Genomic DNA, 19,591 nt, shown 5'->3' on the forward strand with positions numbered 1-19,591 from the left:
ACTCCCAAGCCAGCGCTAGCCGCTCGTCCTTAGTGGTTAATCAGGGGCACTCGTCCGGGGCCGCCGCTGCACCGAGCGGCTCCCCCTCCTTGAGCGCCGGCTTTGGCATGGCATCCTCGCCGAAGCGGCGGTAGAGCACCGGCCCCGTCTCCGCCCACCACCCCATCTGGTAGCAACTGCGCTCATGCGCCTCTGCTTGGTGGCCCTGGCCAGCCTGCTCGGCTTGCCCCTCTGGAGCGCCCGCGCACCCTACAGCAAGACCCGCGTTCAACAAAACCAGCAGGGGCTTGAGCATGTGCGGCATCCTCGTCTGAACCCTGCGCCGGCTTGTCTGGACCTCCCCACCTAGCCACAGGGGGATAATCCACGACATTCATGCCATTCACGCCTTCGCGCGTTGTTCCAAAACTTCTACGGCCGGCAGGACTTTGCCCTCGACGAATTCGAGGAAGGCGCCGCCGCCGGTGGAGATGTAGGAGATTTTTTCAGCAACGCCGTATTTGTCGATGGCCGCCAGGGTGTCGCCACCGCCGGCGATGGAGAACGCCGGGCTTTCGGCGATGGCCAGGGCCAGGGCCTTGGTGCCTTCGCCGAACTGGTCGAACTCGAAGACGCCGACCGGGCCGTTCCACAAAATGGTCTTCGACGACTTCAGCAGCTCGGCGAACAGCGCGGCGGTCTGCGGGCCGATGTCGAGGATCATATCGTCGTCCGCTACTTCGCTAATTGCCTTGACCGTCGCGGCGGCGCTTTGCGCGAACTCCTTGGCCACCACCACGTCCACCGGCAGCGGCACGCTGACCTTGGCGGCGATGGCTTTGGCGGTGTCGAGCAGATCCGGCTCGTACAACGACTTGCCGACCGGGTAACCGGCCGCCGCCAGGAAGGTGTTGGCGATGCCGCCACCGACGATCAGCTGGTCGCAGATCTGGCTCAGGCTGTTCAGCACGTCGAGCTTGGTCGACACCTTGGAGCCGGCGACTATTGCCGCCATCGGCTTGGCCGGGGCGCCCAGGGCCTTGCCCAGCGCGTCCAGCTCGGCGGCCAGCAGCGGGCCGGCGGCGGCGACTTTGGCGAACTTGGCCACGCCGTGGGTCGAGCCCTCGGCGCGGTGCGCGGTGCCGAAGGCGTCCATGACGAACACGTCGCACAGCGCCGCGTAGCGCTGCGCCAGCTCATCGCTGTTGTTCTTCTCGCCCTGGTTGAAGCGCACGTTCTCGAACAGCACGATGTCGCCGGCGTTGATCTCAACGCCGTCGAGGTAGTCGGCCACCAGCGGCACTTCGCGGCCGAGGGCCTTGCTCAGGTAGTCGGCCACCGGCTTGAGGCTGTTCTCGGCACTGAATTCGCCCTCGCTCGGGCGCCCGAGGTGCGAGCAGACCATCACCGCGGCGCCTTTCTCCAGGGCCAGCTTGAGGGTCGGCAGGGACGCCAGGATGCGCGCATCGCTCGTCACCACGCCGTCTTTTACCGGCACGTTGAGGTCTTCGCGGATCAGTACGCGCTTACCTTGGAGGTCGAGGTCGATCATCTTCGCTATTGTCATGAACGGCGTGGTCATGGGCTCAGTCCTTCACGGGGGCTGGTGAATTAAGGCTTTTAAGTTCAGGAGCGGCGGCGACGCGCAGATAGTGATCGGCGACGTCGAGCATACGGTTGGCGAAGCCCCATTCGTTGTCGAACCAGGCCAGCAGATTCACCAGCCGGGGGCCGGAAACGCGGGTCTGACTGCCATCGACAATCGCCGAATGCGGATCGTGATTAAAGTCGCAGCTGGCGTGCGGCAGCTCGGTATAGGCCAGCAGGCCCTTGAGCGGGCCCGACTCGGCCGCCTGGCGGAGCACACGGTTGATCTCGGCCGCATCGGTGTCGCGGGCGGTCTGGAGCGTGATATCCAGGCAGGACACATTGACCGTCGGCACCCGCACGGCCTTGGCCTGAATCCGCCCATGCAGCTCGGGCAACAGCCGCTCGATGCCGCGCGCCAGCCCGGTGGACACCGGAATCACCGACTGGAAAGCCGAGCGCGTGCGGCGCAGGTCTTCGTGGTGGTAGGCGTCGATGACCGGCTGGTCGTTCATCGCCGAATGGATGGTGGTAATGGAGACGTATTCCAGCCCCACCGCCTCATTCAGCAGTTTGAGCAACGGCACGCCACAGTTGGTGGTGCAGGAGGCGTTGGAGACCAGCAATTCGGCGCCGCTCAGCGTCTGCTGGTTAACCCCGAAGACGATGGTGGCATCGATATCCGCCTCGCTGGCCATCGGCTGCGAGAACAGCACGCGCGGCGCGCCGGCGTCGAGAAAGCGCTGGCCGTCGGCACGGCTATGGTAGGCGCCGGAGCATTCGAGCACCAGATCGACCCCCAGCGCGGCCCAGTCGACGCCTTCCGGGGTGGCGCTGCGCAGGACTTGCACGCTGCCGCCATTGATCTGCAGGCAATCGCCATCGATCCGCACCTCGCCAGGAAAACGCCCGTGGGTAGAGTCGAAACGCGTCAGGTATTCGAGGCTGGCCAGATCGGCCAGGTCATTCAGCGCGACGATCTCAAGGTTCGCCCCGGCGGCCTCGAACCCGGCCTTCGCCCCGCGCTCATACAGCGCGCGCAGCACACAACGGCCAATCCGGCCATATCCGTTGAGGGCGACTCTGTAGGGGCGGTTATTGGACATGAGGTTCTCGATATGCGGGCTTTTGTCCCCTCCCCCTTCTTTATGAACGAAGCGCGGGAGAGGAGCGCTAGAGCACTCAGAACCTGTTCAAGGTCGTCGCGAGCGCAGGTCAGGCAAGGCGAAAACAGGCGAGGAAGCGGAGTTGACTGTAGTCAATGAGCATTCCGAGCCTGTTTTCAACGCAGCATCACCCAGCGCAGCAGACATTGAGCAGGTTCTCAGCCTTCCAGCAGTTCGGCGGCGGTGTCCAGGATGTTCTCCAGGGTGAAGCCGAAATGCTCGAACAACGCCGGTGCCGGTGCCGACTCACCGAAGGTGGTCATGCCGATCACTCGGCCTTCGAGGCCGACATATTTGTACCAGTAGTCGGCATGGGCCGCCTCGATGGCGATCCGCGCGCCGACTTGCAGCGGCAGCACGGACTGCTTGTAGCCGGCGTCCTGGGCGTCGAACACGCTGGTGCACGGCATGGACACCACGCGCACCTTACGGCCTTGCTCGCTGAGTTTGTCGAACGCCTGTACCGCCAGACCGACTTCCGAGCCGGTGGCGATCAGGATCAGCTCTGGCTCGCCGGCGCAGTCCTTCAGCACGTAACCGCCACGGCCGATGTTGGCGACTTGCTCCACTTCCCGCGCCTGATGCGTCAGGTTCTGCCGGGAGAAGATCAGCGCGGACGGGCCGTCGTTGCGTTCGATGGCCTGCTTCCAGGCTACCGCGGACTCCACCGCATCGCAGGGACGCCAGCAGTCCAGATTCGGTGTCATGCGCAGGCTGGCCAGTTGTTCGATCGGCTGGTGGGTCGGGCCGTCCTCGCCCAAGCCGATGGAGTCATGGGTGTAGACGAACAGCACGCGCTGCTTCATCAGTGCCGCCATGCGCACGGCGTTGCAGGCGTATTCCATGAAGACCAGGAAGGTCGCGCCGTAGGGAATGAAACCGCCGTGGCGAGCGACACCGCTCATGATCGCGCTCATGCCGAACTCGCGCACGCCGTAGAACATGTAGTTGCCGTTGGCGTCGTCGGCGGTCACGCCCTTGCAGCCTTTCCACAGGGTCAGGTTGGAGCCGGCGAGGTCCGCCGAGCCGCCGAGGAATTCCGGCAGCAGCGGGCCGAAGGCGTTCAGCGCGTTCTGGCTGGCCTTGCGGCTGGCGATGGTTTCGCCCTTGTTGGCGACGTCGGCGATATAGGCCGCAGCCTTCGCCGCGAAGTCGGCCGGCAGCTCGCCCTTGATCCGCCGGCTGAACTCGCTGGCCAGTTCCGGGTAAGCGGCGGCGTAAGCGGCGAAGCGCTGATTCCACTCGGCCTCGGCGGCGGCGCCGGCTTCCTTGGCATCCCAGGCGGCGTAGAGCTCGCTCGGCACTTCGAACGGGCCGTGACTCCAGCCGAGGGCCGCACGGGTTAGGGCGATTTCGTCGTTACCCAGCGGCGCGCCGTGGCAGTCTTCCTTGCCTTGCTTGTTGGGCGAGCCGAAGCCGATCACGGTTTTGCAGCAGATCAGGGTTGGTTGCGCGCTCTTGCGTGCGGTCTCGATGGCGGTCTTGATCTCTTCCGCATCATGTCCGTCGACGTTGCGGATCACCTGCCAGCCGTAGGCTTCGAAGCGCTTGGGCGTGTCGTCGGTGAACCAGCCATGCACTTCGCCGTCGATGGAGATGCCGTTGTCGTCGTAGAAGGCGATCAGTTTGCCCAGGCCCAGAGTGCCGGCCAGCGAGCAGACTTCGTGGGAGATGCCTTCCATCATGCAGCCGTCGCCCAAGAACACGTAGGTGTGGTGATCGACGATCTTATGGCCATCGCGGTTGAACTGCGCCGCCAGGACTTTTTCCGCCAGGGCGAAACCCACGGCGTTGGCCAGGCCCTGGCCGAGCGGGCCGGTGGTGGTCTCGACGCCGGCGGTATAGCCAAACTCCGGGTGGCCCGGGGTACGCGAGCCGAGCTGGCGGAAGTTTTTCAGGTCATCGAGGGTGACGTCGTAGCCGGTCAGGTGCAGCAGCGAGTATTGCAGCATCGAGCCGTGGCCGTTGGACAGCACGAAGCGGTCGCGGTCGGCGAACTCCGGGTTGCTCGGGTTGTGCTTGAGGTAATCGCGCCACAACACTTCAGCGATGTCGGCCATGCCCATGGGGGCGCCGGGGTGACCGCTGTTGGCTTTCTGCACGGCATCCATGCTGAGGGCACGAATGGCATTGGCACGCTCACGACGGCTGGGCATCGCTGATCTCCTGGGAGGGCTGCATTAAAACAGCGGGTCGAAAAAAGGCGGCTATTTTCGCCCAGCCAAGCCTGCGGGGGCAATCACAGATGGTCATGCGCCGGCCAAAAGCTCACATATTTGTCGCCGGCCGGCAGGTTCAGCAGCGCCTCAGTCACAGGTGCCTGCTCACTCAGGAAGACCGACGGGGTCAGCTAGCGACCGTTTATCCGAAGAGTTGACAGTGCTGGCCGCCCCGAACAACCTGCAACTGGCGCGCACAGCCGCCCATCAGCCAATATCAAAACTTTTTGATATTGGCATTGCGAGCAGCAAAACCGGGGGCTAGACTGCCGCCCCATGAACTTGCGCGCGCCCTTAATCCGCCATGACGACTGCGACGAACTGGCTGCCCTGTGCAAAGCCGGTGGCGACCCGTTGCGCTTGAATGTGTTGCGCGCACTGGCCAACGATTCCTTTGGCGTACTGGAACTGGCACAGATCTTCGCCACCGGCCAGTCCGGTATGAGCCACCACTTGAAGGTCCTCGCCCAAGCCGGGCTGGTAGCCACCCGCCGCGAAGGCAACGCGATTTTCTATCGCCGTGCCTTGCCGCAGGGTGAGTTGTTCGGTGGCACGTTGCACGCGGCGCTCTTGGAGGAAGTGGACGAGCTGACGCTGCCGGCGGATGTGCAAGCGCGCATCGGCGAGGTGCATGGCCAGCGCGCAGCGGCCAGCCACGACTTCTTCGCGCGGATGGCGGCCAGCTTCCAGGCGCAGCAGGATTTGATCGCCGGCCTGCCACAGTATCGCGATAGCGTGTTGGCCTTGCTCGATGCGTTGAGCTTCCCCGCCGGTGCCACGGCGCTGGAAGTCGGCCCCGGCGACGGCGGTTTTCTGCCGGAACTGGCCCGGCGTTTCAGCCGCGTCACGGCGCTGGATAACAGCCCGGCGATGCTCGAACTGGCGCGTCTGCGCTGCGAGCGCGAAGGGCTGGGCAATGTCGATTTACGGCTGGCCGACGCCTTGGGCTCCGCCTGCGAGACCGCCGACTGCGTGGTGTTGAATATGGTGCTGCACCATTTCGCCGCGCCGGCCGAAGCGTTGAAGCAACTGGCGTCGCGCGTACATCCCGGCGGCAGTTTGTTGATCACCGAGTTGTGCAGCCACAATCAGAGTTGGGCCAGGGAGGCCTGCGGTGATCTCTGGCTGGGCTTTGAACAGGACGACTTGGCCCGCTGGGCCTCAGCCGCAGGGCTTACGCCCGGTGAAAGCCTGTATGTGGGCTTACGTAATGGTTTCCAGATTCAGGTCCGACATTTTCAGCGGCCAGCTGGCGACACTCACCCATCGGTGCATCCATCGATAAACTAGGAAACCGTCGAGATGAGCGAATACTCTCTTTTCACCTCCGAGTCCGTGTCTGAAGGACATCCGGACAAGATTGCTGACCAGATCTCCGATGCGGTGCTGGACGCCATCATCGCCCAAGACAAGTTCGCCCGTGTGGCATGCGAAACCCTGGTGAAAACCGGCGTGGCGATTATCGCCGGCGAAGTCACCACCTCCGCCTGGGTTGACCTCGAAGACATCGTCCGTAACGTCATCATCGACATCGGCTACAACAGCTCCGAGGTCGGCTTCGACGGCGCCACCTGCGCGGTGATGAACATCATCGGCAAGCAGTCCCCCGACATCAACCAGGGCGTCGACCGTTCGCGGCCGGAAGATCAAGGCGCTGGCGACCAGGGCCTGATGTTCGGCTACGCCAGCAACGACACCGATGTGCTGATGCCGGCGCCGATCTGCTATGCCCACCGCCTGGTCGAGCGCCAGGCCGAAGCGCGCAAATCCGGCCTGCTGCCCTGGCTGCGTCCGGATGCCAAATCCCAGGTCACCTTCCGCTACGAAAATGGCAAGCCGGTCGCCGTCGATGCCGTGGTGCTGTCGACCCAGCACAGCCCGGAGGTGTCCTACAAGGACCTGCGTGAAGCCGTGATGGAGCTGATCATCAAGCACGTGCTGCCGGCAGAATGGCTGCACAAGGACACCCAGTTCCACATCAACCCGACCGGCAGTTTCGTCATTGGCGGCCCGGTGGGTGACTGCGGTCTGACCGGCCGCAAGATCATCGTCGATTCCTACGGCGGCATGGCCCGTCACGGCGGCGGCGCGTTCTCCGGCAAGGACCCGTCGAAGGTCGACCGTTCGGCCGCTTATGCCGGTCGTTACGTGGCGAAGAACATCGTCGCCGCCGGCCTGGCCGAGCGCTGCGAAATCCAGGTGTCCTACGCCATCGGCGTGGCGCAACCGACTTCGGTGTCGATCAACACCTTCGGCACCGGCAAGCTCAGCGATGACAAGATCGTCCAGCTGGTGCGCGAGCATTTCGATCTGCGCCCATACGCCATCACCAAGATGCTCGACCTGCTGCACCCGATGTACCGGGCCACCGCGGCCTACGGCCACTTCGGCCGTATCCCGCAAGAAGTGACGGTGGATGGCGACACCTTCACCACCTTCACCTGGGAAAAAACCGACAAAGCCGAGGCCCTGCGCGCCGCTGCCGGCCTGTAAGGGTCGAATCGGAATACACAAAGCCCCGCCGAGTGCGGGGCTTTGTGTTGGCCCGCGAAACCCAGGTAAATGCCACCGGCGCAGCATTGCACCCTAGGCTCTGTTGACGTAAGCGAGCGCGCGCTGCGCAAAGCCATGGCCAAGGCTGATGCCGAGAAGATCGACGAGCTGGAGCGTTGATCAGTGAGTGCGGAACGCCTTATGGCAGGTCTCGCAGGCATCCTCGACGGCCTGCACCGGCGGGCCGAGCTTGGCCGGGTCCAGCGGCTGTTGCCTGGTCGCAACGACCAACGCCGCGGTCGCGCCCTCAAGCTGGCGCGCCAGCTCCTGGAACCGCGCCTGGTTTTCCCAGACTTCAGCCTTGGCGCTGCTTTTGTCGGTTTCCTTGACCTGCGGGAAGTGCTGCCAGGGCTGCTGCGACAGGCTGTCGAGCTTGACCGCACCGGCGGCGAACCGCGCCCCATCGAAGGGGATGCGGCCGCGCAGCATGCCACCGAGGTCTTCGCTGGTTTTCAGCATCTGCTTGAAAAGCGCCTGGCGCCGACCCTGCGGCGAATTGGGGTCGACTCCGCCGCAGGCAGTCAATGCCAAGCAGGCCAGCAGGGCGAGGGATAATTTTTTCAAGGTCATGAGGGGTACTTAGCGACTAAACGGCGGCCGACAGTATCCTCGCCGGAGGGCGGAATACCAAACTCGGCTTTGCCTAAAGTTGTCGCAGACCTTGTGCAGGAGCGCGCTCGCGCCTACCCCCCATCAGGCCGAAACCACGAACAGGCTGATGATCAGGCCCATGCCGGCGAACCACACCAACGACCGCAGCGGCGCCCAGTCGGCCAGGTAGCAGATGAAATACAGCACTCGACTGACCACGAAGGCGATGGCCAGCCTATCCAGGGTGTGTTGCGGCGCAACGCCGACCAGATGCGCGATGATCACCGCGGCACAGAAGGCCGGGGTGACTTCGAAGCTGTTGAGCTGGGCGTTATTGGCGCGCCGACCCACGCCCTCGAGGGTGGCGAGCAAGGCTCGCGGATCGTGATTATGCTTCGGGCTGAATCCCCCCCCCACGGCCTTGGCCGTGACGGTCGACAGGTAAGGCAGGAACAAGGCGATCAGTACGCACCAGTAAGCAAGGGTCATAACGACTCCAAATAGTATTGTTGTGGCAGAGCGCCAGCGCATCCTGAGCGCCCCGACTCGCACCGTCCATGGCCGCGCGAACGTGAGGCTCAGCACCACGGCCAATAGCCCGGGTGGCCCGCTTGCCCTTCGATTTAGCCACCCGGCAACCGACAGAAAGCCTTGGGCAAGCCCGTTTACGCGGCTATAATCGCCCAGCTTCACAGCGGCCAACCTGGTTTTGGCCGCTCCCGCCACCTGTCCGAGGGGCGCTGCAGCAGATCACCTCTGTCAGGCTCGGATGGGGCGTACTCAACAGCCGGTTGCCCTGTCATTGATAGAGGCAGCCGCTGTTCAAACGCATCAACGGCGCCCATTCGCACACCACGAATGGAGTTACCGCATGAGCGCTGCTTTTACCGACTATAAAGTCGCGGATATTTCTTTGGCCGCTTGGGGCCGTCGCGAAACCATCATCGCCGAATCGGAAATGCCAGCCCTGATGGGCCTGCGCCACAAGTACGCCGGCGAGCAGCCGCTGCAAGGCGCGAAGATTCTCGGCTGCATCCACATGACCATTCAGACCGCCGTGCTGATCGAAACCCTGGTGGCCTTGGGCGCCGAAGTACGCTGGTCGTCCTGCAACATCTTCTCCACTCAGGACCAGGCCGCTGCCGCTATCGCCGCGGCCGGCATCCCGGTGTTCGCCTGGAAAGGCGAGACCGAAGCCGAGTACGAGTGGTGCATCGAGCAGACCATCCTCAAGGACGGTCAGCCGTGGGACGCCAACATGATCCTCGACGACGGCGGCGACCTGACCGAGATCCTGCACAAGAAATACCCGGCGATGCTGGAGAAGATCCACGGCGTCACCGAAGAGACCACCACTGGCGTGCACCGTCTGCTGGACATGCTGGCCCAGGGCGAGCTGAAGATCCCGGCGATCAACGTCAACGACTCGGTGACCAAGAGCAAGAACGACAACAAGTACGGCTGCCGTCACAGCCTGAACGATGCGATCAAGCGTGGCACCGACCACCTGCTGTCCGGCAAGCAAGCGCTGGTGATCGGCTACGGCGACGTGGGCAAGGGCTCGGCACAGTCCCTGCGCCAGGAAGGTATGATCGTCAAGGTCACTGAAGTCGACCCGATCTGCGCCATGCAAGCCTGCATGGACGGTTTCGAACTGGTGTCACCGTTCAAGGACGGCATCAACGACGGCAGCGCCGCCAGCATCGACAGCCAGTTGCTGGGCAAGATCGACCTGATCGTCACCACCACCGGTAACGTCAACGTCTGCGACGCCAACATGCTCAGCGCCCTGAAGAAGCGCGCCGTGGTCTGCAACATCGGCCACTTCGACAATGAAATCGATACCGCTTTCATGCGCAAGAACTGGGCCTGGGAAGAAGTGAAGCCGCAGGTGCACAAGGTTCACCGCACCGGCGCCGGCAGCTTCGATCCGCACAACGATGACTACCTGATCCTGCTGGCCGAAGGCCGCCTGGTGAACCTGGGCAACGCCACCGGCCACCCGAGCCGGATCATGGACGGCTCCTTCGCCAACCAGGTACTGGCGCAGATCCACCTGTACGGCGCCAAGTTCGCCAAGCTGCCGGCTGCCGAGAAGGCCGCGCGCCTGAGCGTTGAAGTGCTGCCGAAGAAGCTCGACGAAGAAGTGGCGCTGGAGATGGTCAAGGGCTTCGGAGGCGTTATCACCCAGCTGACCAGCCAGCAGGCCGAGTACATCGGCGTGCCGCAGCAAGGCCCGTTCAAGCCGCACGCCTACCGCTATTAATGCAGGGGTGGATAAGCCCTCGGCTTATCCACCGCCGTGGCCAATGGTGGCTAACCCACGCGTTATCCACCCTACGCAAAGCCCGCCCATGGGTTTTTCAGGAATTGTTTTATGAGCCAAGAACGCCGTTACAGCTTCGAGTTCTTCCCCGCGAAGACCGAGGCCGGCCACGCAAAACTGCTCGCCACTGCGCATCAGCTGGCGAGCTACCAACCGGATTTCTTCTCCTGCACTTACGGTGCGGGGGGCTCGACCCGCGATCGCACGGTCAACACCGTGCTGCAGCTGGACAGCGAAACCAAGGTGCAAACCGCACCGCACATCTCCTGCATCGGCGGCTCCAAAGCCGAGCTGCGCGCCCTGCTCAGCCACTACAAAGAGGCCGGGATCACGCGCATCGTCGCCCTGCGCGGCGACCTGCCTTCCGGCATGGGCCTGGCCAGCGGCGAACTGCGTTATGCCAACGAGCTGGTGAGCTTCATCCGCGAAGAGACCGGTGACCACTTCCATATCGAAGTTGCCGCCTACCCGGAGATGCACCCGCAAGCGCGTAACTTCGAAGACGACCTGGCCAACTTCGTGCGCAAGGCCAAGGCCGGCGCCGACAGTGCCATCACCCAGTACTTCTTCAACGCCGACAGTTACTTCTACTTCGTCGAGCGCGTGCGCAAGATGGGCGTGAACATTCCGGTCGTCCCGGGGATCATGCCGATCACCAACTACAGCAAACTGGCGCGTTTCTCCGACGCCTGCGGCGCGGAAATTCCGCGCTGGATTCGCAAGCAGCTGGAAGCCTACGGGGATGACGTCGAAAGCATCCAGAGCTACGGCGAACAGGTGGTCAGTGAAATGTGCGAACGCCTGCTGCAAGGCGGCGCACCTGGGCTGCACTTCTACACCCTGAACCAGGCCGAACCCAGCTTGGCGATCTGGAACAACCTCAAGCTGCCACGCTAAGAGCCTGTTCACGATCTCGCGAGCTAAGGTCAGGCAAGGCGAAATCGGGCGAAAAAGCGCAGTTTACAAGTAGTAAATGAGCATTTTGAGCCCGATTTCAACGCGGCATGGCCGACGCGCAGCAGATCATGAGCAGGTTCTAAGGGTTTTCAGTGCCCCCAAGGGCGGGCCATGCTCGACCTTGGCGTTTATGCCATTTCGTGTTCGCAGTTGTACTGGTCACCTGCCAGCCACACAAAGCTCAGCCAGAACTCCGCGCGCAGCCCGAACGACGGCCGCTCGGCACTGTCCCTTGGCTCGCGCAACGGCGACAAACCGTTGAGCGGCAGGAAAGCAGCGCAGTTTCGCCGCTCTGTTATACTCCGGCTTCCCGCCAGGCTTACGCCCGGACGCTCGGCCCCCGCGGCCCAGCAGGACCGGACGGGATCGCGCCCCTAAACGCGTTTCGAGCCCGGCAAGATCATCCCATTGGGCCACGCCCTCACTAGACAGGATTACTCATGTCCTTTGCTTCCCTCGGTCTCTCCGAGGCTTTAGTCAGCGCCGTCGAGGCAGCTGGCTACACCGAGCCCACTCCAGTGCAACAGCGGGCTATCCCCGCCGTGTTGCAAGGTCGCGATCTGATGGTTGCCGCCCAGACGGGCACCGGTAAAACCGGCGGCTTCGCCCTGCCCATCCTCGAGCGCCTGTTCCCCAACGGTCACCCGGATCGCGAACGCCGCCACGGCCCGCGCCAGCCGCGCGTGCTGGTGCTGACGCCGACCCGCGAACTGGCCGCCCAGGTGCATGACAGCTTCAAGGTCTATGCCCGCGACCTCAAATTCGTCAGCGCCTGCATCTTCGGCGGCGTCGGCATGAACCCGCAGGTGCAGGCCATGGCCCGCGGCGTCGACGTGCTGGTGGCCTGCCCCGGGCGGCTGCTGGATCTCGCCGGACAAGGCAGTGTCGACCTGTCCCACGTCGAGATTCTGGTTCTCGACGAAGCCGACCGCATGCTCGACATGGGCTTTATCCATGACGTCAAGAAGGTCCTCGCGCGCCTGCCGTCCAAGCGCCAGAACCTGCTGTTCTCGGCGACCTTCTCGAAAGACATCACCGATCTCGCCGGCAAGCTGCTGCACAACCCCGAGCGCATCGAAGTCACCCCGCCGAACACCACGGTCGAGCGTATCGAGCAGCGTGTGTTCCGCCTCCAGGCCAGCCACAAGCGCGCCCTGCTGGCGCACCTGGTGACCGCTGGTGCCTGGGAGCAAGTGCTGGTGTTCACCCGCACCAAACATGGCGCCAACCGCCTCGCCGAGTACCTCGACAAACACGGCCTGCCGGCGGTAGCGATCCACGGTAACAAGAGCCAGAACGCTCGCACCAAGGCCCTGGCCGACTTCAAGAACAACGGCGTACGGATTCTGGTCGCCACCGATATCGCCGCCCGCGGCTTGGACATCGACCAACTGCCGCACGTGGTCAACTTCGAACTGCCGAACATCGAAGAAGACTACGTTCACCGTATCGGCCGTACTGGCCGGGCCGGACGCAGCGGTGAGGCGATCTCGCTGGTGGCACCGGACGAAGAGAAGCTGCTAAAAGGCATCGAGCGCATGACCAAGCAGAAGATCGCCGACGGCGACCTGCTGGGTTTCGATGCCAGCAGCGTGGAGGCTGAAAAGCCGGAAGCCCGCGAGCGTCCCGACGTGCGTGGCCCACGCGGACCGCGTGACCCGAACAGCCCGCGTGGCGGTGGCGGCGGTGAGCGCCACGGTAGCGGGCGCAAGGACAAGGGCAAGGATACCGGCAAGGACAAACCTGCCGCCCAGGCCCGTCCACAGCAGCCTGCCCGCGAGCAGCGGCCAGCGCGCAGCAGCGCGGCGCCGACGCCACGTGCCGAGCGCGCGCCGGACGAGTTCCTGGATGACGAAGTCGACAACTTCGGCAACCGTGCCGACTATGTCAGCCCCTACCAGAACAAGCAGCAAAACCGTGGCCGCCGCCCTGGCGCTCCCGCGCCGTCCGGCCCGAGCGCCAGCAATGGCGTTGGCCTGGGTGGCGCACGCCCTGCCAGCCAGGCTCCGCGTGGCCAAGCGCCACGCCCACAAGGCCAAGGCAAGCCGGCAGGTTCGCGTACCGATGGCGGCGGCCAAGGCAAACGCCAAGGCCAGCCAGGTCGCAGTGGCCCGGGGCGCGATAGTCAGACGCGGCGTGACGACTCCCGTGGTCGCGGCCCGGGGCGTGACGACCAACTGCGCCAGGAACCAGCGGTGAAAGGCCCACGCGACAGCCAACCGCGGATCGTGCACAAAGAGTCGAAGATCGATCGCGTGCTGACGCCTGAGCAGTTGGAGCAACTGGATCAGCTCCCGAGCCGCACCCGCGGTGAGAAGCCCGCCTTGCTGACCCGCAACCGCGAAGCCTAAGGTTTCCCGTTGCAATAAAAACGCCGGCCCTGAGGCCGGCGTTTTTGTTTTGCGCAGAAGCTTACTTGCGCACGCCTTCGAACGAGATGATCAGCTCAACTTCCTGGGACGCCGGGCCAAGATCCTTCTGAATCGCGAAGTCCTTCAGCTTGAGCTTGGTCGAACCCTCGAAACCCGCGCGGTAGCCACCCCATGGATCATCACCCTGGCCGATCAGCTTGGCCTTGATCAGCACCGGCTTGGTCACGCCGTTCAAGGTCAGGTCGCCGCTGATATCGGCGGTGTCGGTACCGGTCGACTTCACCGCGGTAGACACGAAGGTGGCCTGCGGATTCTTGCTGACGTTGAGGAAGTCCTTACTGCGAATGTGCTTGTCGCGCTCGGCGTGGTTGGTATCGACGCTCGCGGTGTTCATCGTTACTTGAACCTTGCTCGCTTCCGGGTTTTTCTCATCGAAGCTGAAGCTGCCATCGAAGTCTTTGAACGTGCCGTACAGCCAGCTGTAACCCAGGTGGCTGATCTTGAAGTCAACGAAGGCATGCTGGCCTTTTTTGTCGATAACGTAGTCAGTCGCCAGCGCCTGGCCGGCGCTCAGCAGCGCAGTACCGAAGGCCAGAGCAGCCAGGGTTTTCTTCATCGTGAGGCTCTTCAACATTGCGAGTGTCCTTGTGCAGTTGAGGGTTAGGGTTAATCCGTGCGGCGCCCGAGCATGCGTGTCAGGGTGGCATCGCGGTCAATAAAGTGGTGTTTCAGTGCAGCCAAGGCGTGAAAACCGGCAAAGATCACCACGCCCCACGCCAGATACTCATGCACCCAGCCGGCGACATCTTCCTGATCGAGGATGCCGGTGATCGATGCGGGAACTGCAAACAGGCCAAACACTTCGATGCCCTGGCCGTCAGCGGTGGAGATCAAATAGCCGGAGACCAGCAAGGCAAACAGCCCCAGATACAGCAGGCTGTGGCCCACTCTGGCGCCCAAGCGGGTCATTGCGCCGTAACTGCTCAAGACCGGCGGTGGCGGGCTGATCAAGCGCCAGAGCGCGCGCAGCAGCATGGCCGCGAACAGGGTCAGGCCAAGGCTCTTGTGCAGCGCCGGTGCGCTGTGATTCCAGGCGCTGTAGTAATCCAGCCCAACCATCCACAGGCCCAGCCCGAACAGCCCTAAGACCGCCAGCGCGATACCCCAGTGCAGCAGGATGCTGACCAGACCATAACGGGAGGAGGAGTTGCGCCACTGCATGAAGAGAGCTCCATGAAAAACGAGGGGGACAAGACTAACGGCAAATCTATCGATTTAAAGCGGAAAATCTTGCTTTGAAATATCGAGAAATACGATCGATAGGCCGAACCTGGCTAAGCCTGAATTAGTGCGGCCCTGCTGCGGGAAGTTCAGTGGCCGGCACCGAACGGCGCCTGGGCGGGGATAAGCGGCCTCAGGCGCGACCGCTACGGCCACGCCTGGCACGAATTCAATTGAACAGGCCCGAGAAGAAGCCCGGCTTGTCATCGGCCGCCTTAGCCTTCCTCGACTCGGCAGCGGCCGCCGCAACCACGGGCTTGATCGGCTCGACCGCCTTGCCGGCCAGCAAGTCTTGCACCTGCACCGCCGCCCGCTGGCCACTGCGCAAGGCGCCTTCCAGCGTGTCCGGATAGAGCGCATCGGTGTGTTCGCCAGCGAAGGCGAGCCATTGCAACGGCTTCTCCCACAAGCGCCAATGGCGGCTGATCTGCCCTGGGCCGAACGCCAGGTAGGCGCCACCGATAGCCGGATCGGTGCTGTAACGACGAATCTCATAGCCGCTATAAGCGCCCCGCGCCTTCGGATAGAACTTGTGCAGGCGGATCAACACTTGGTCGACCATCTGCTTGTCGCCGAACGCCTGCAACAGCCGCGCGTTGTCGCCGGACAGGTTGATCACCACGTTGGCGCCGCCCTTCATGGCCGGCTCGATCCACAACATGCCCAGACCCGGATCGCTGTAGATCTCACCCGAGAGGCATGCCTTGCTGCCTCACACCGGAGCCTTGAACTTCAGCATGATCTGGTCGCGCCAGCCGTAGTTGGTGCTCTTCAATGCCGCCAGATGCGCGGCATCCAAGGCCGGCGTCAGCTGAATCTGCGCCAAGGCGCGCAACGGTACCGCCAGCACCACGTAATCGGCGCTGTAGCCCAGCGCGCCGACCTTGACGATCACGCCATCCTGGTTCTGGCTGATGGCCGAAACCCGGGCGTTGGTCTTGATGGTTTTCAACTGCTTGACGAAGGCCTGCGCCAGCACCTGGCTGCCACCCGGCAGACGGGCGGCGCGCAGATCGCGGTCGTCGATGCCGCGATACACCCGGGTTTGCTGCGCCAGATAGAGCAGCGACAAACGCGAAGGCTCGTCATAGCGCGTGCGAATCCGCTGATTCACCAGCAAGCGCGCGGTGTTGGGCAACTCCAGCTTGTCCAACCACTTGGCCACGGTGATCTGATCGAGGGCGAACAGCGTGCTGTTGGCCGCCGGGTTTTGTGGGTCGCCGATGGAGGCGGCCAACTCATCGAGGGTCTTGTCGAAACGTTTCAGCGCGGCGGCAGTCGCCGGTTGTTTTTGCGCCAGTTCGACGGCCGTGAAGTACTGGCCCTCGATCAGGTAACTCGGCGTGCGCACAAACTCCGGGGCAGCCTGGGTTTTCAGCTTGAAGCCAGCGAGGTAAGCATTCAGCACCGGTTGCGCTTCCTGGTTGCCGATCCACTCGCTGGTGGCCAGGCCTGAACGCCCACCGAGACTCGGCTTGGCTTCCAGCACGGTTACCTGCCAGCCCTTTTGCTGCAGCTCATAGGCGGCGGTTAGGCCCGCAAGACCGCCGCCCACCACTATGGCACTGGGTTGCTTGTCCTTACCCAGCGCGACCAGGCTGAACAGCCCCATTGTGATCAGCGCCAGCGCGCGCAACCCTGTCAGCAACATTCCCTCCCCCCAAACATGCCAAGAAACTGCTCTGCGACTGGCAGACCGTCCTTTAATGGCGCGCAGGATACGCCAGCACTCGAGGGTGGGACAGCCGTGCCCGTCGGACATCTGCGTGCACGCAGAAGACCATCAGGGTTGTCCCGCGCCCAGGCATTGCATAGGCTTGCGCAACTGTTTTCCGGGCCGCCTGTGCCGCCCCTGAGTTCAGCCGTCGTCTGCTGGACTAAGCCTGAGTTCCGAGGAGAGTTGAAATGGGCCTGAATGATCAGTGGATGCAGCGCGACCTTGCCGTGCTCTGGCATCCCTGCACCCAGATGAAAGACCACGAACAGCTGCCGCTGGTGCCGATCAAGCGCGGCGAAGGGGTGTGGCTGGAAGACTTCGAGGGCAGGCGTTACCTGGACGCGGTCAGCTCCTGGTGGGTCAATGTGTTCGGCCACGCCAACCCGCGCATCAACCAACGGATCAAGGATCAGCTCGACCAACTGGAGCATGTGATACTCGCCGGCTTCAGCCATGCGCCTGTGATCGAGCTGTCCGAGCGCCTAGTCAAGCTCACCCCGGACGGCCTGACCCGCTGCTTCTACGCCGACAACGGCTCTTCGTGCATCGAGGTCGCGCTGAAGATGAGCTTCCACTACTGGCTCAACCGCGGGATGCCGGCGAAGAAACGCTTCGTCACCCTGAGCAACAGCTACCACGGGGAAACCATCGCGGCGATGTCGGTCGGCGACGTCGCGCTGTTCACCGAAACCTACAAGGCGCTGCTGCTCGACACCATCAAAGTGCCGAGCCCGGACTGCTACCTGCGCCCGCAAGGGGTGAGCTGGGAGGAACACTCGCGGCTCATGTTCGCGCACATGGAGCAGTGCCTCGCCGAGCATCACCAGGACGTCGCGGCCGTGATCATCGAGCCGCTGATCCAGGGCGCCGGCGGCATGCGCATGTATCACCCGGTCTACCTCAAGCTGCTGCGCGAGGCCTGCGACCGTTATGGCGTACACCTGATCCACGACGAAATCGCCGTCGGCTTCGGCCGCACCGGCACTATGTTCGCCTGCGAACAGGCCGGCATCCGCCCGGACTTCCTCTGCCTGTCCAAGGCCCTCACCGGCGGCTACTTGCCGCTGGCCGCCTGTCTGACCACCGACGAGGTCTACGACGCCTTCTACGACGACTACCCGACCCTGCGCGCCTTCCTCCACTCGCACAGCTACACCGGCAACCCGCTGGCCTGTGCGGCGGCCCTGGCGACTCTGGATATCTTCGAACAGGACAACGTCATCGACAACAACCGGGCGCTGGCCACGCGCATGGGCGAGGCCACCGCGCACCTGGCCGAGCATCCGAACGTCGCCGAAGTACGCCAGACCGGCATGGTCCTGGCCATCGAGATGGTGCAGGACAAGGCCAGCAAGACCCCGTATCCCTGGCAGGAACGGCGCGGCCTCAAGGTCTTCCAGCATGCCCTGGAGCGGGGTGCGTTACTGCGTCCGCTGGGCAGCGTGGTGTATTTCCTGCCGCCCTATGTGATCACCCCGGAGCAGATCGACTTCCTCGCCGAGGTCGCCAGCGAAGGCATCGACATCGCCACCCGCAGCAGCATCCAGGTGCCGGTCAGCGGTCGTCATCCCAATTTCAGAGATCCTGGCTAACCCTATGCGCCTTTCCCGCTTCTTTATCGATGCCCCCTTAAGCCTCGGCGAACACCAACTGCCGGAAGCCCAGGCGCACTACATCGGCCGTGTGCTGCGCATGAGCGAAGGCGCCGCCGTGCAATTGTTCGATGGCTCCGGCGCGGAGTTTCTCGGCGAATTGATCGAGGTCGGCAAAAAGCGCGTTTGCGTCAACCTCACCGAGAGCCTGGCGGGCCAGCCGGAATCGACGCTGCCGGTGCATCTCGGCCAGGGCCTGTCGCGCGGCGAGCGGATGGACTGGGCGATCCAGAAAGCCACCGAGCTGGGCGTCGCGCAAATCACCCCGATCGTCAGCGAGCGTTGCGAAGTGCGCCTGAAAGACGAGCGCGCCGACAAGCGCATGGCCCACTGGCGCCAAGTGGCAATCAGCGCCTGTGAGCAGTGTGGCCGTTCGCGGGTGCCGCCGATTCACCCACCGGTAAGCCTGGATGACTGGCTGCGTCAGGTCGAGGCCGACCTCAAACTGGTGCTGCACCCGCTCGCCGAACCGCTGGCCAGCCATGCCAAACCCGGCACCTTGGCCTTTCTCATCGGCCCCGAAGGCGGTCTGTCCGACGCGGAAGTAGCCCAGGCCCAGCAAGCGGGCTTCCACTCCGCCCGCCTTGGCCCACGGGTGCTGCGCACGGAAACGGCGCCGGTGGTGGCGCTGGCCGTCGCCCAGCAACTGTGGGGCGATTTCTAATTCCCCCAGCGACAAAAAAGCCCGCAGCAGCGGGCTTTTTATTGGCGGCCGCCTTAGATCAAACCGGCATCCGCCAGCATCTGCTCCAGTGCGATCAGATCTGGAATCTTCGCCACCTCCTCACCGAAGCTGACCGCATCCAGCTCCAGCGGTGCCAGCGGCGCACTCGCGCGCGTCAACTCCGCGCCGACCTTGAGCGAGCGCGGAATCCCCTGCACCAACAGCGCGAGGAATTTCACCTTTGGCCGACCGCCCAAGGCGTTGATCACCGCCACCCGCGCACCCGGGCGAATCTGTGGCTGGCCATCGGAAGCCGCCTCGAAGGACAGCAGTGGCAGGCTCAAGTCACGCCAGGCCATCTGCCCCAAGAACCAGGCCGGCATGCCCGGGCTCACTTGCGGAGCACGGTAAGGAATCAGCTCGGCCACGGCCACGTTCGGCAGCAGCAAGGTGCGATCCGCCAATGGCACCAGCAGCCCGGTCAGGCTGGTCACGCTATTGGGGGTGGTTACAGCTTGGCTCATCGG

16 protein-coding genes, 1 pseudogene and 1 riboswitch are annotated in these 19,591 nt (G+C 63.7%); of the genes and pseudogenes, 7 read left to right on the forward strand and 10 right to left on the reverse strand.

Annotated elements, in window-relative coordinates; genetic code table 11:
- Positions 1-40: 40 nt before the first annotated feature.
- The 4 genes from FFS12_RS05450 to tkt form a co-directional block, all read right to left on the reverse strand.
- Positions 41-295 carry a hypothetical protein gene (locus FFS12_RS05450; RefSeq protein WP_137819339.1) on the reverse strand — a complete coding sequence of 85 codons (255 nt, stop codon included), beginning with the start codon at positions 293-295 and terminating at the stop codon, positions 41-43.
- 87 nt (positions 296-382) lie between these two features.
- Positions 383-1,546, reverse strand: a complete 1,164-nt coding sequence (locus FFS12_RS05455; protein WP_137886228.1) for a phosphoglycerate kinase — start codon at positions 1,544-1,546, stop codon at positions 383-385.
- A 19-nt stretch (positions 1,547-1,565) separates the two neighbouring features.
- Positions 1,566-2,672 (reverse strand): erythrose-4-phosphate dehydrogenase, encoded by a 1,107-nt coding sequence (gene epd / locus FFS12_RS05460; protein ID WP_137885903.1) that lies wholly within the window; start codon positions 2,670-2,672, stop codon positions 1,566-1,568.
- A gap of 218 nt (positions 2,673-2,890) precedes the next feature.
- Positions 2,891-4,888, reverse strand: coding sequence for a transketolase (tkt, locus tag FFS12_RS05465; RefSeq protein WP_137885904.1), 1,998 nt, complete (start codon positions 4,886-4,888; stop codon positions 2,891-2,893).
- A 339-nt stretch (positions 4,889-5,227) separates the two neighbouring features.
- Here tkt and FFS12_RS05470 point away from each other — a divergent pair, with 339 nt between their 5' ends.
- Both FFS12_RS05470 and metK read left to right on the forward strand, forming a co-directional pair.
- On the forward strand, positions 5,228-6,241 hold the full coding sequence (locus FFS12_RS05470) for a metalloregulator ArsR/SmtB family transcription factor (RefSeq protein ID WP_137885905.1): 1,014 nt from the start codon (positions 5,228-5,230) through the stop codon (positions 6,239-6,241).
- 12 nt (positions 6,242-6,253) lie between these two features.
- Positions 6,254-7,444, forward strand: a complete 1,191-nt coding sequence (gene metK, locus FFS12_RS05475; protein ID WP_137885906.1) for a methionine adenosyltransferase — start codon at positions 6,254-6,256, stop codon at positions 7,442-7,444.
- Between the two features lie 180 nt (positions 7,445-7,624).
- On the opposite strand, the gene FFS12_RS05480 is transcribed toward metK, so the two are convergent.
- The gene (locus tag FFS12_RS05480; RefSeq protein ID WP_137885907.1) at positions 7,625-8,074 is read right to left on the reverse strand and encodes a cytochrome c; all 450 of its coding nucleotides are present in this window, start codon (positions 8,072-8,074) and stop codon (positions 7,625-7,627) included.
- A gap of 123 nt (positions 8,075-8,197) precedes the next feature.
- On the reverse strand, positions 8,198-8,584 hold the full coding sequence (locus tag FFS12_RS05485; RefSeq protein ID WP_137885908.1) for an MAPEG family protein: 387 nt from the start codon (positions 8,582-8,584) through the stop codon (positions 8,198-8,200).
- Between the two features lie 237 nt (positions 8,585-8,821).
- A riboswitch (S-adenosyl-L-homocysteine riboswitch) is annotated at positions 8,822-8,945 on the forward strand.
- Between the two features lie 21 nt (positions 8,946-8,966).
- Between FFS12_RS05485 and ahcY the strand changes: the two genes are divergently transcribed.
- From ahcY to FFS12_RS05500, 3 genes are all read left to right on the forward strand, one after another.
- Entirely contained in the window at positions 8,967-10,361 is a 1,395-nt protein-coding gene (gene ahcY / locus FFS12_RS05490; protein WP_137885909.1) for an adenosylhomocysteinase, read from the forward strand.
- Between the two features lie 111 nt (positions 10,362-10,472).
- Positions 10,473-11,318, forward strand: coding sequence for a methylenetetrahydrofolate reductase [NAD(P)H] (gene metF / locus FFS12_RS05495; protein WP_137885910.1), 846 nt, complete (start codon positions 10,473-10,475; stop codon positions 11,316-11,318).
- Between the two features lie 500 nt (positions 11,319-11,818).
- Positions 11,819-13,729 (forward strand): DEAD/DEAH box helicase, encoded by a 1,911-nt coding sequence (locus tag FFS12_RS05500; protein WP_137885911.1) that lies wholly within the window; start codon positions 11,819-11,821, stop codon positions 13,727-13,729.
- 61 nt (positions 13,730-13,790) lie between these two features.
- Here the strand turns inward: FFS12_RS05500 and FFS12_RS05505 are convergent, their stop codons facing one another.
- The 3 genes and pseudogenes from FFS12_RS05505 to FFS12_RS05515 form a co-directional block, all read right to left on the reverse strand.
- Positions 13,791-14,366, reverse strand: a complete 576-nt coding sequence (locus FFS12_RS05505) for a YceI family protein (protein WP_137819420.1) — start codon at positions 14,364-14,366, stop codon at positions 13,791-13,793.
- A gap of 50 nt (positions 14,367-14,416) precedes the next feature.
- Entirely contained in the window at positions 14,417-14,971 is a 555-nt protein-coding gene (locus FFS12_RS05510; RefSeq protein WP_137885912.1) for a cytochrome b, read from the reverse strand.
- A gap of 235 nt (positions 14,972-15,206) precedes the next feature.
- Positions 15,207-16,682 (reverse strand): annotated as a pseudogene (locus FFS12_RS05515) (flavin monoamine oxidase family protein); the annotation flags it as partial.
- 254 nt (positions 16,683-16,936) lie between these two features.
- Here FFS12_RS05515 and FFS12_RS05520 point away from each other — a divergent pair.
- Positions 16,937-18,340, forward strand: coding sequence for an adenosylmethionine--8-amino-7-oxononanoate transaminase (locus FFS12_RS05520; RefSeq protein ID WP_137885913.1), 1,404 nt, complete (start codon positions 16,937-16,939; stop codon positions 18,338-18,340).
- Positions 18,341-18,344: 4 nt separating this feature from the next.
- The gene (locus FFS12_RS05525; RefSeq protein WP_137885914.1) at positions 18,345-19,064 is read left to right on the forward strand and encodes a 16S rRNA (uracil(1498)-N(3))-methyltransferase; all 720 of its coding nucleotides are present in this window, start codon (positions 18,345-18,347) and stop codon (positions 19,062-19,064) included.
- A gap of 53 nt (positions 19,065-19,117) precedes the next feature.
- On the opposite strand, the gene FFS12_RS05530 is transcribed toward FFS12_RS05525, so the two are convergent.
- Positions 19,118-19,588: a chemotaxis protein CheW gene (locus tag FFS12_RS05530; RefSeq protein WP_137819328.1), complete on the reverse strand. Its 471-nt coding sequence runs from the start codon at positions 19,586-19,588 to the stop codon at positions 19,118-19,120.
- Positions 19,589-19,591: the final 3 nt, after the last annotated feature.

This window comes from Pseudomonas sp. 2FE (assembly GCF_005503735.1).
Lineage (GTDB): Bacteria > Pseudomonadota > Gammaproteobacteria > Pseudomonadales > Pseudomonadaceae > Aquipseudomonas.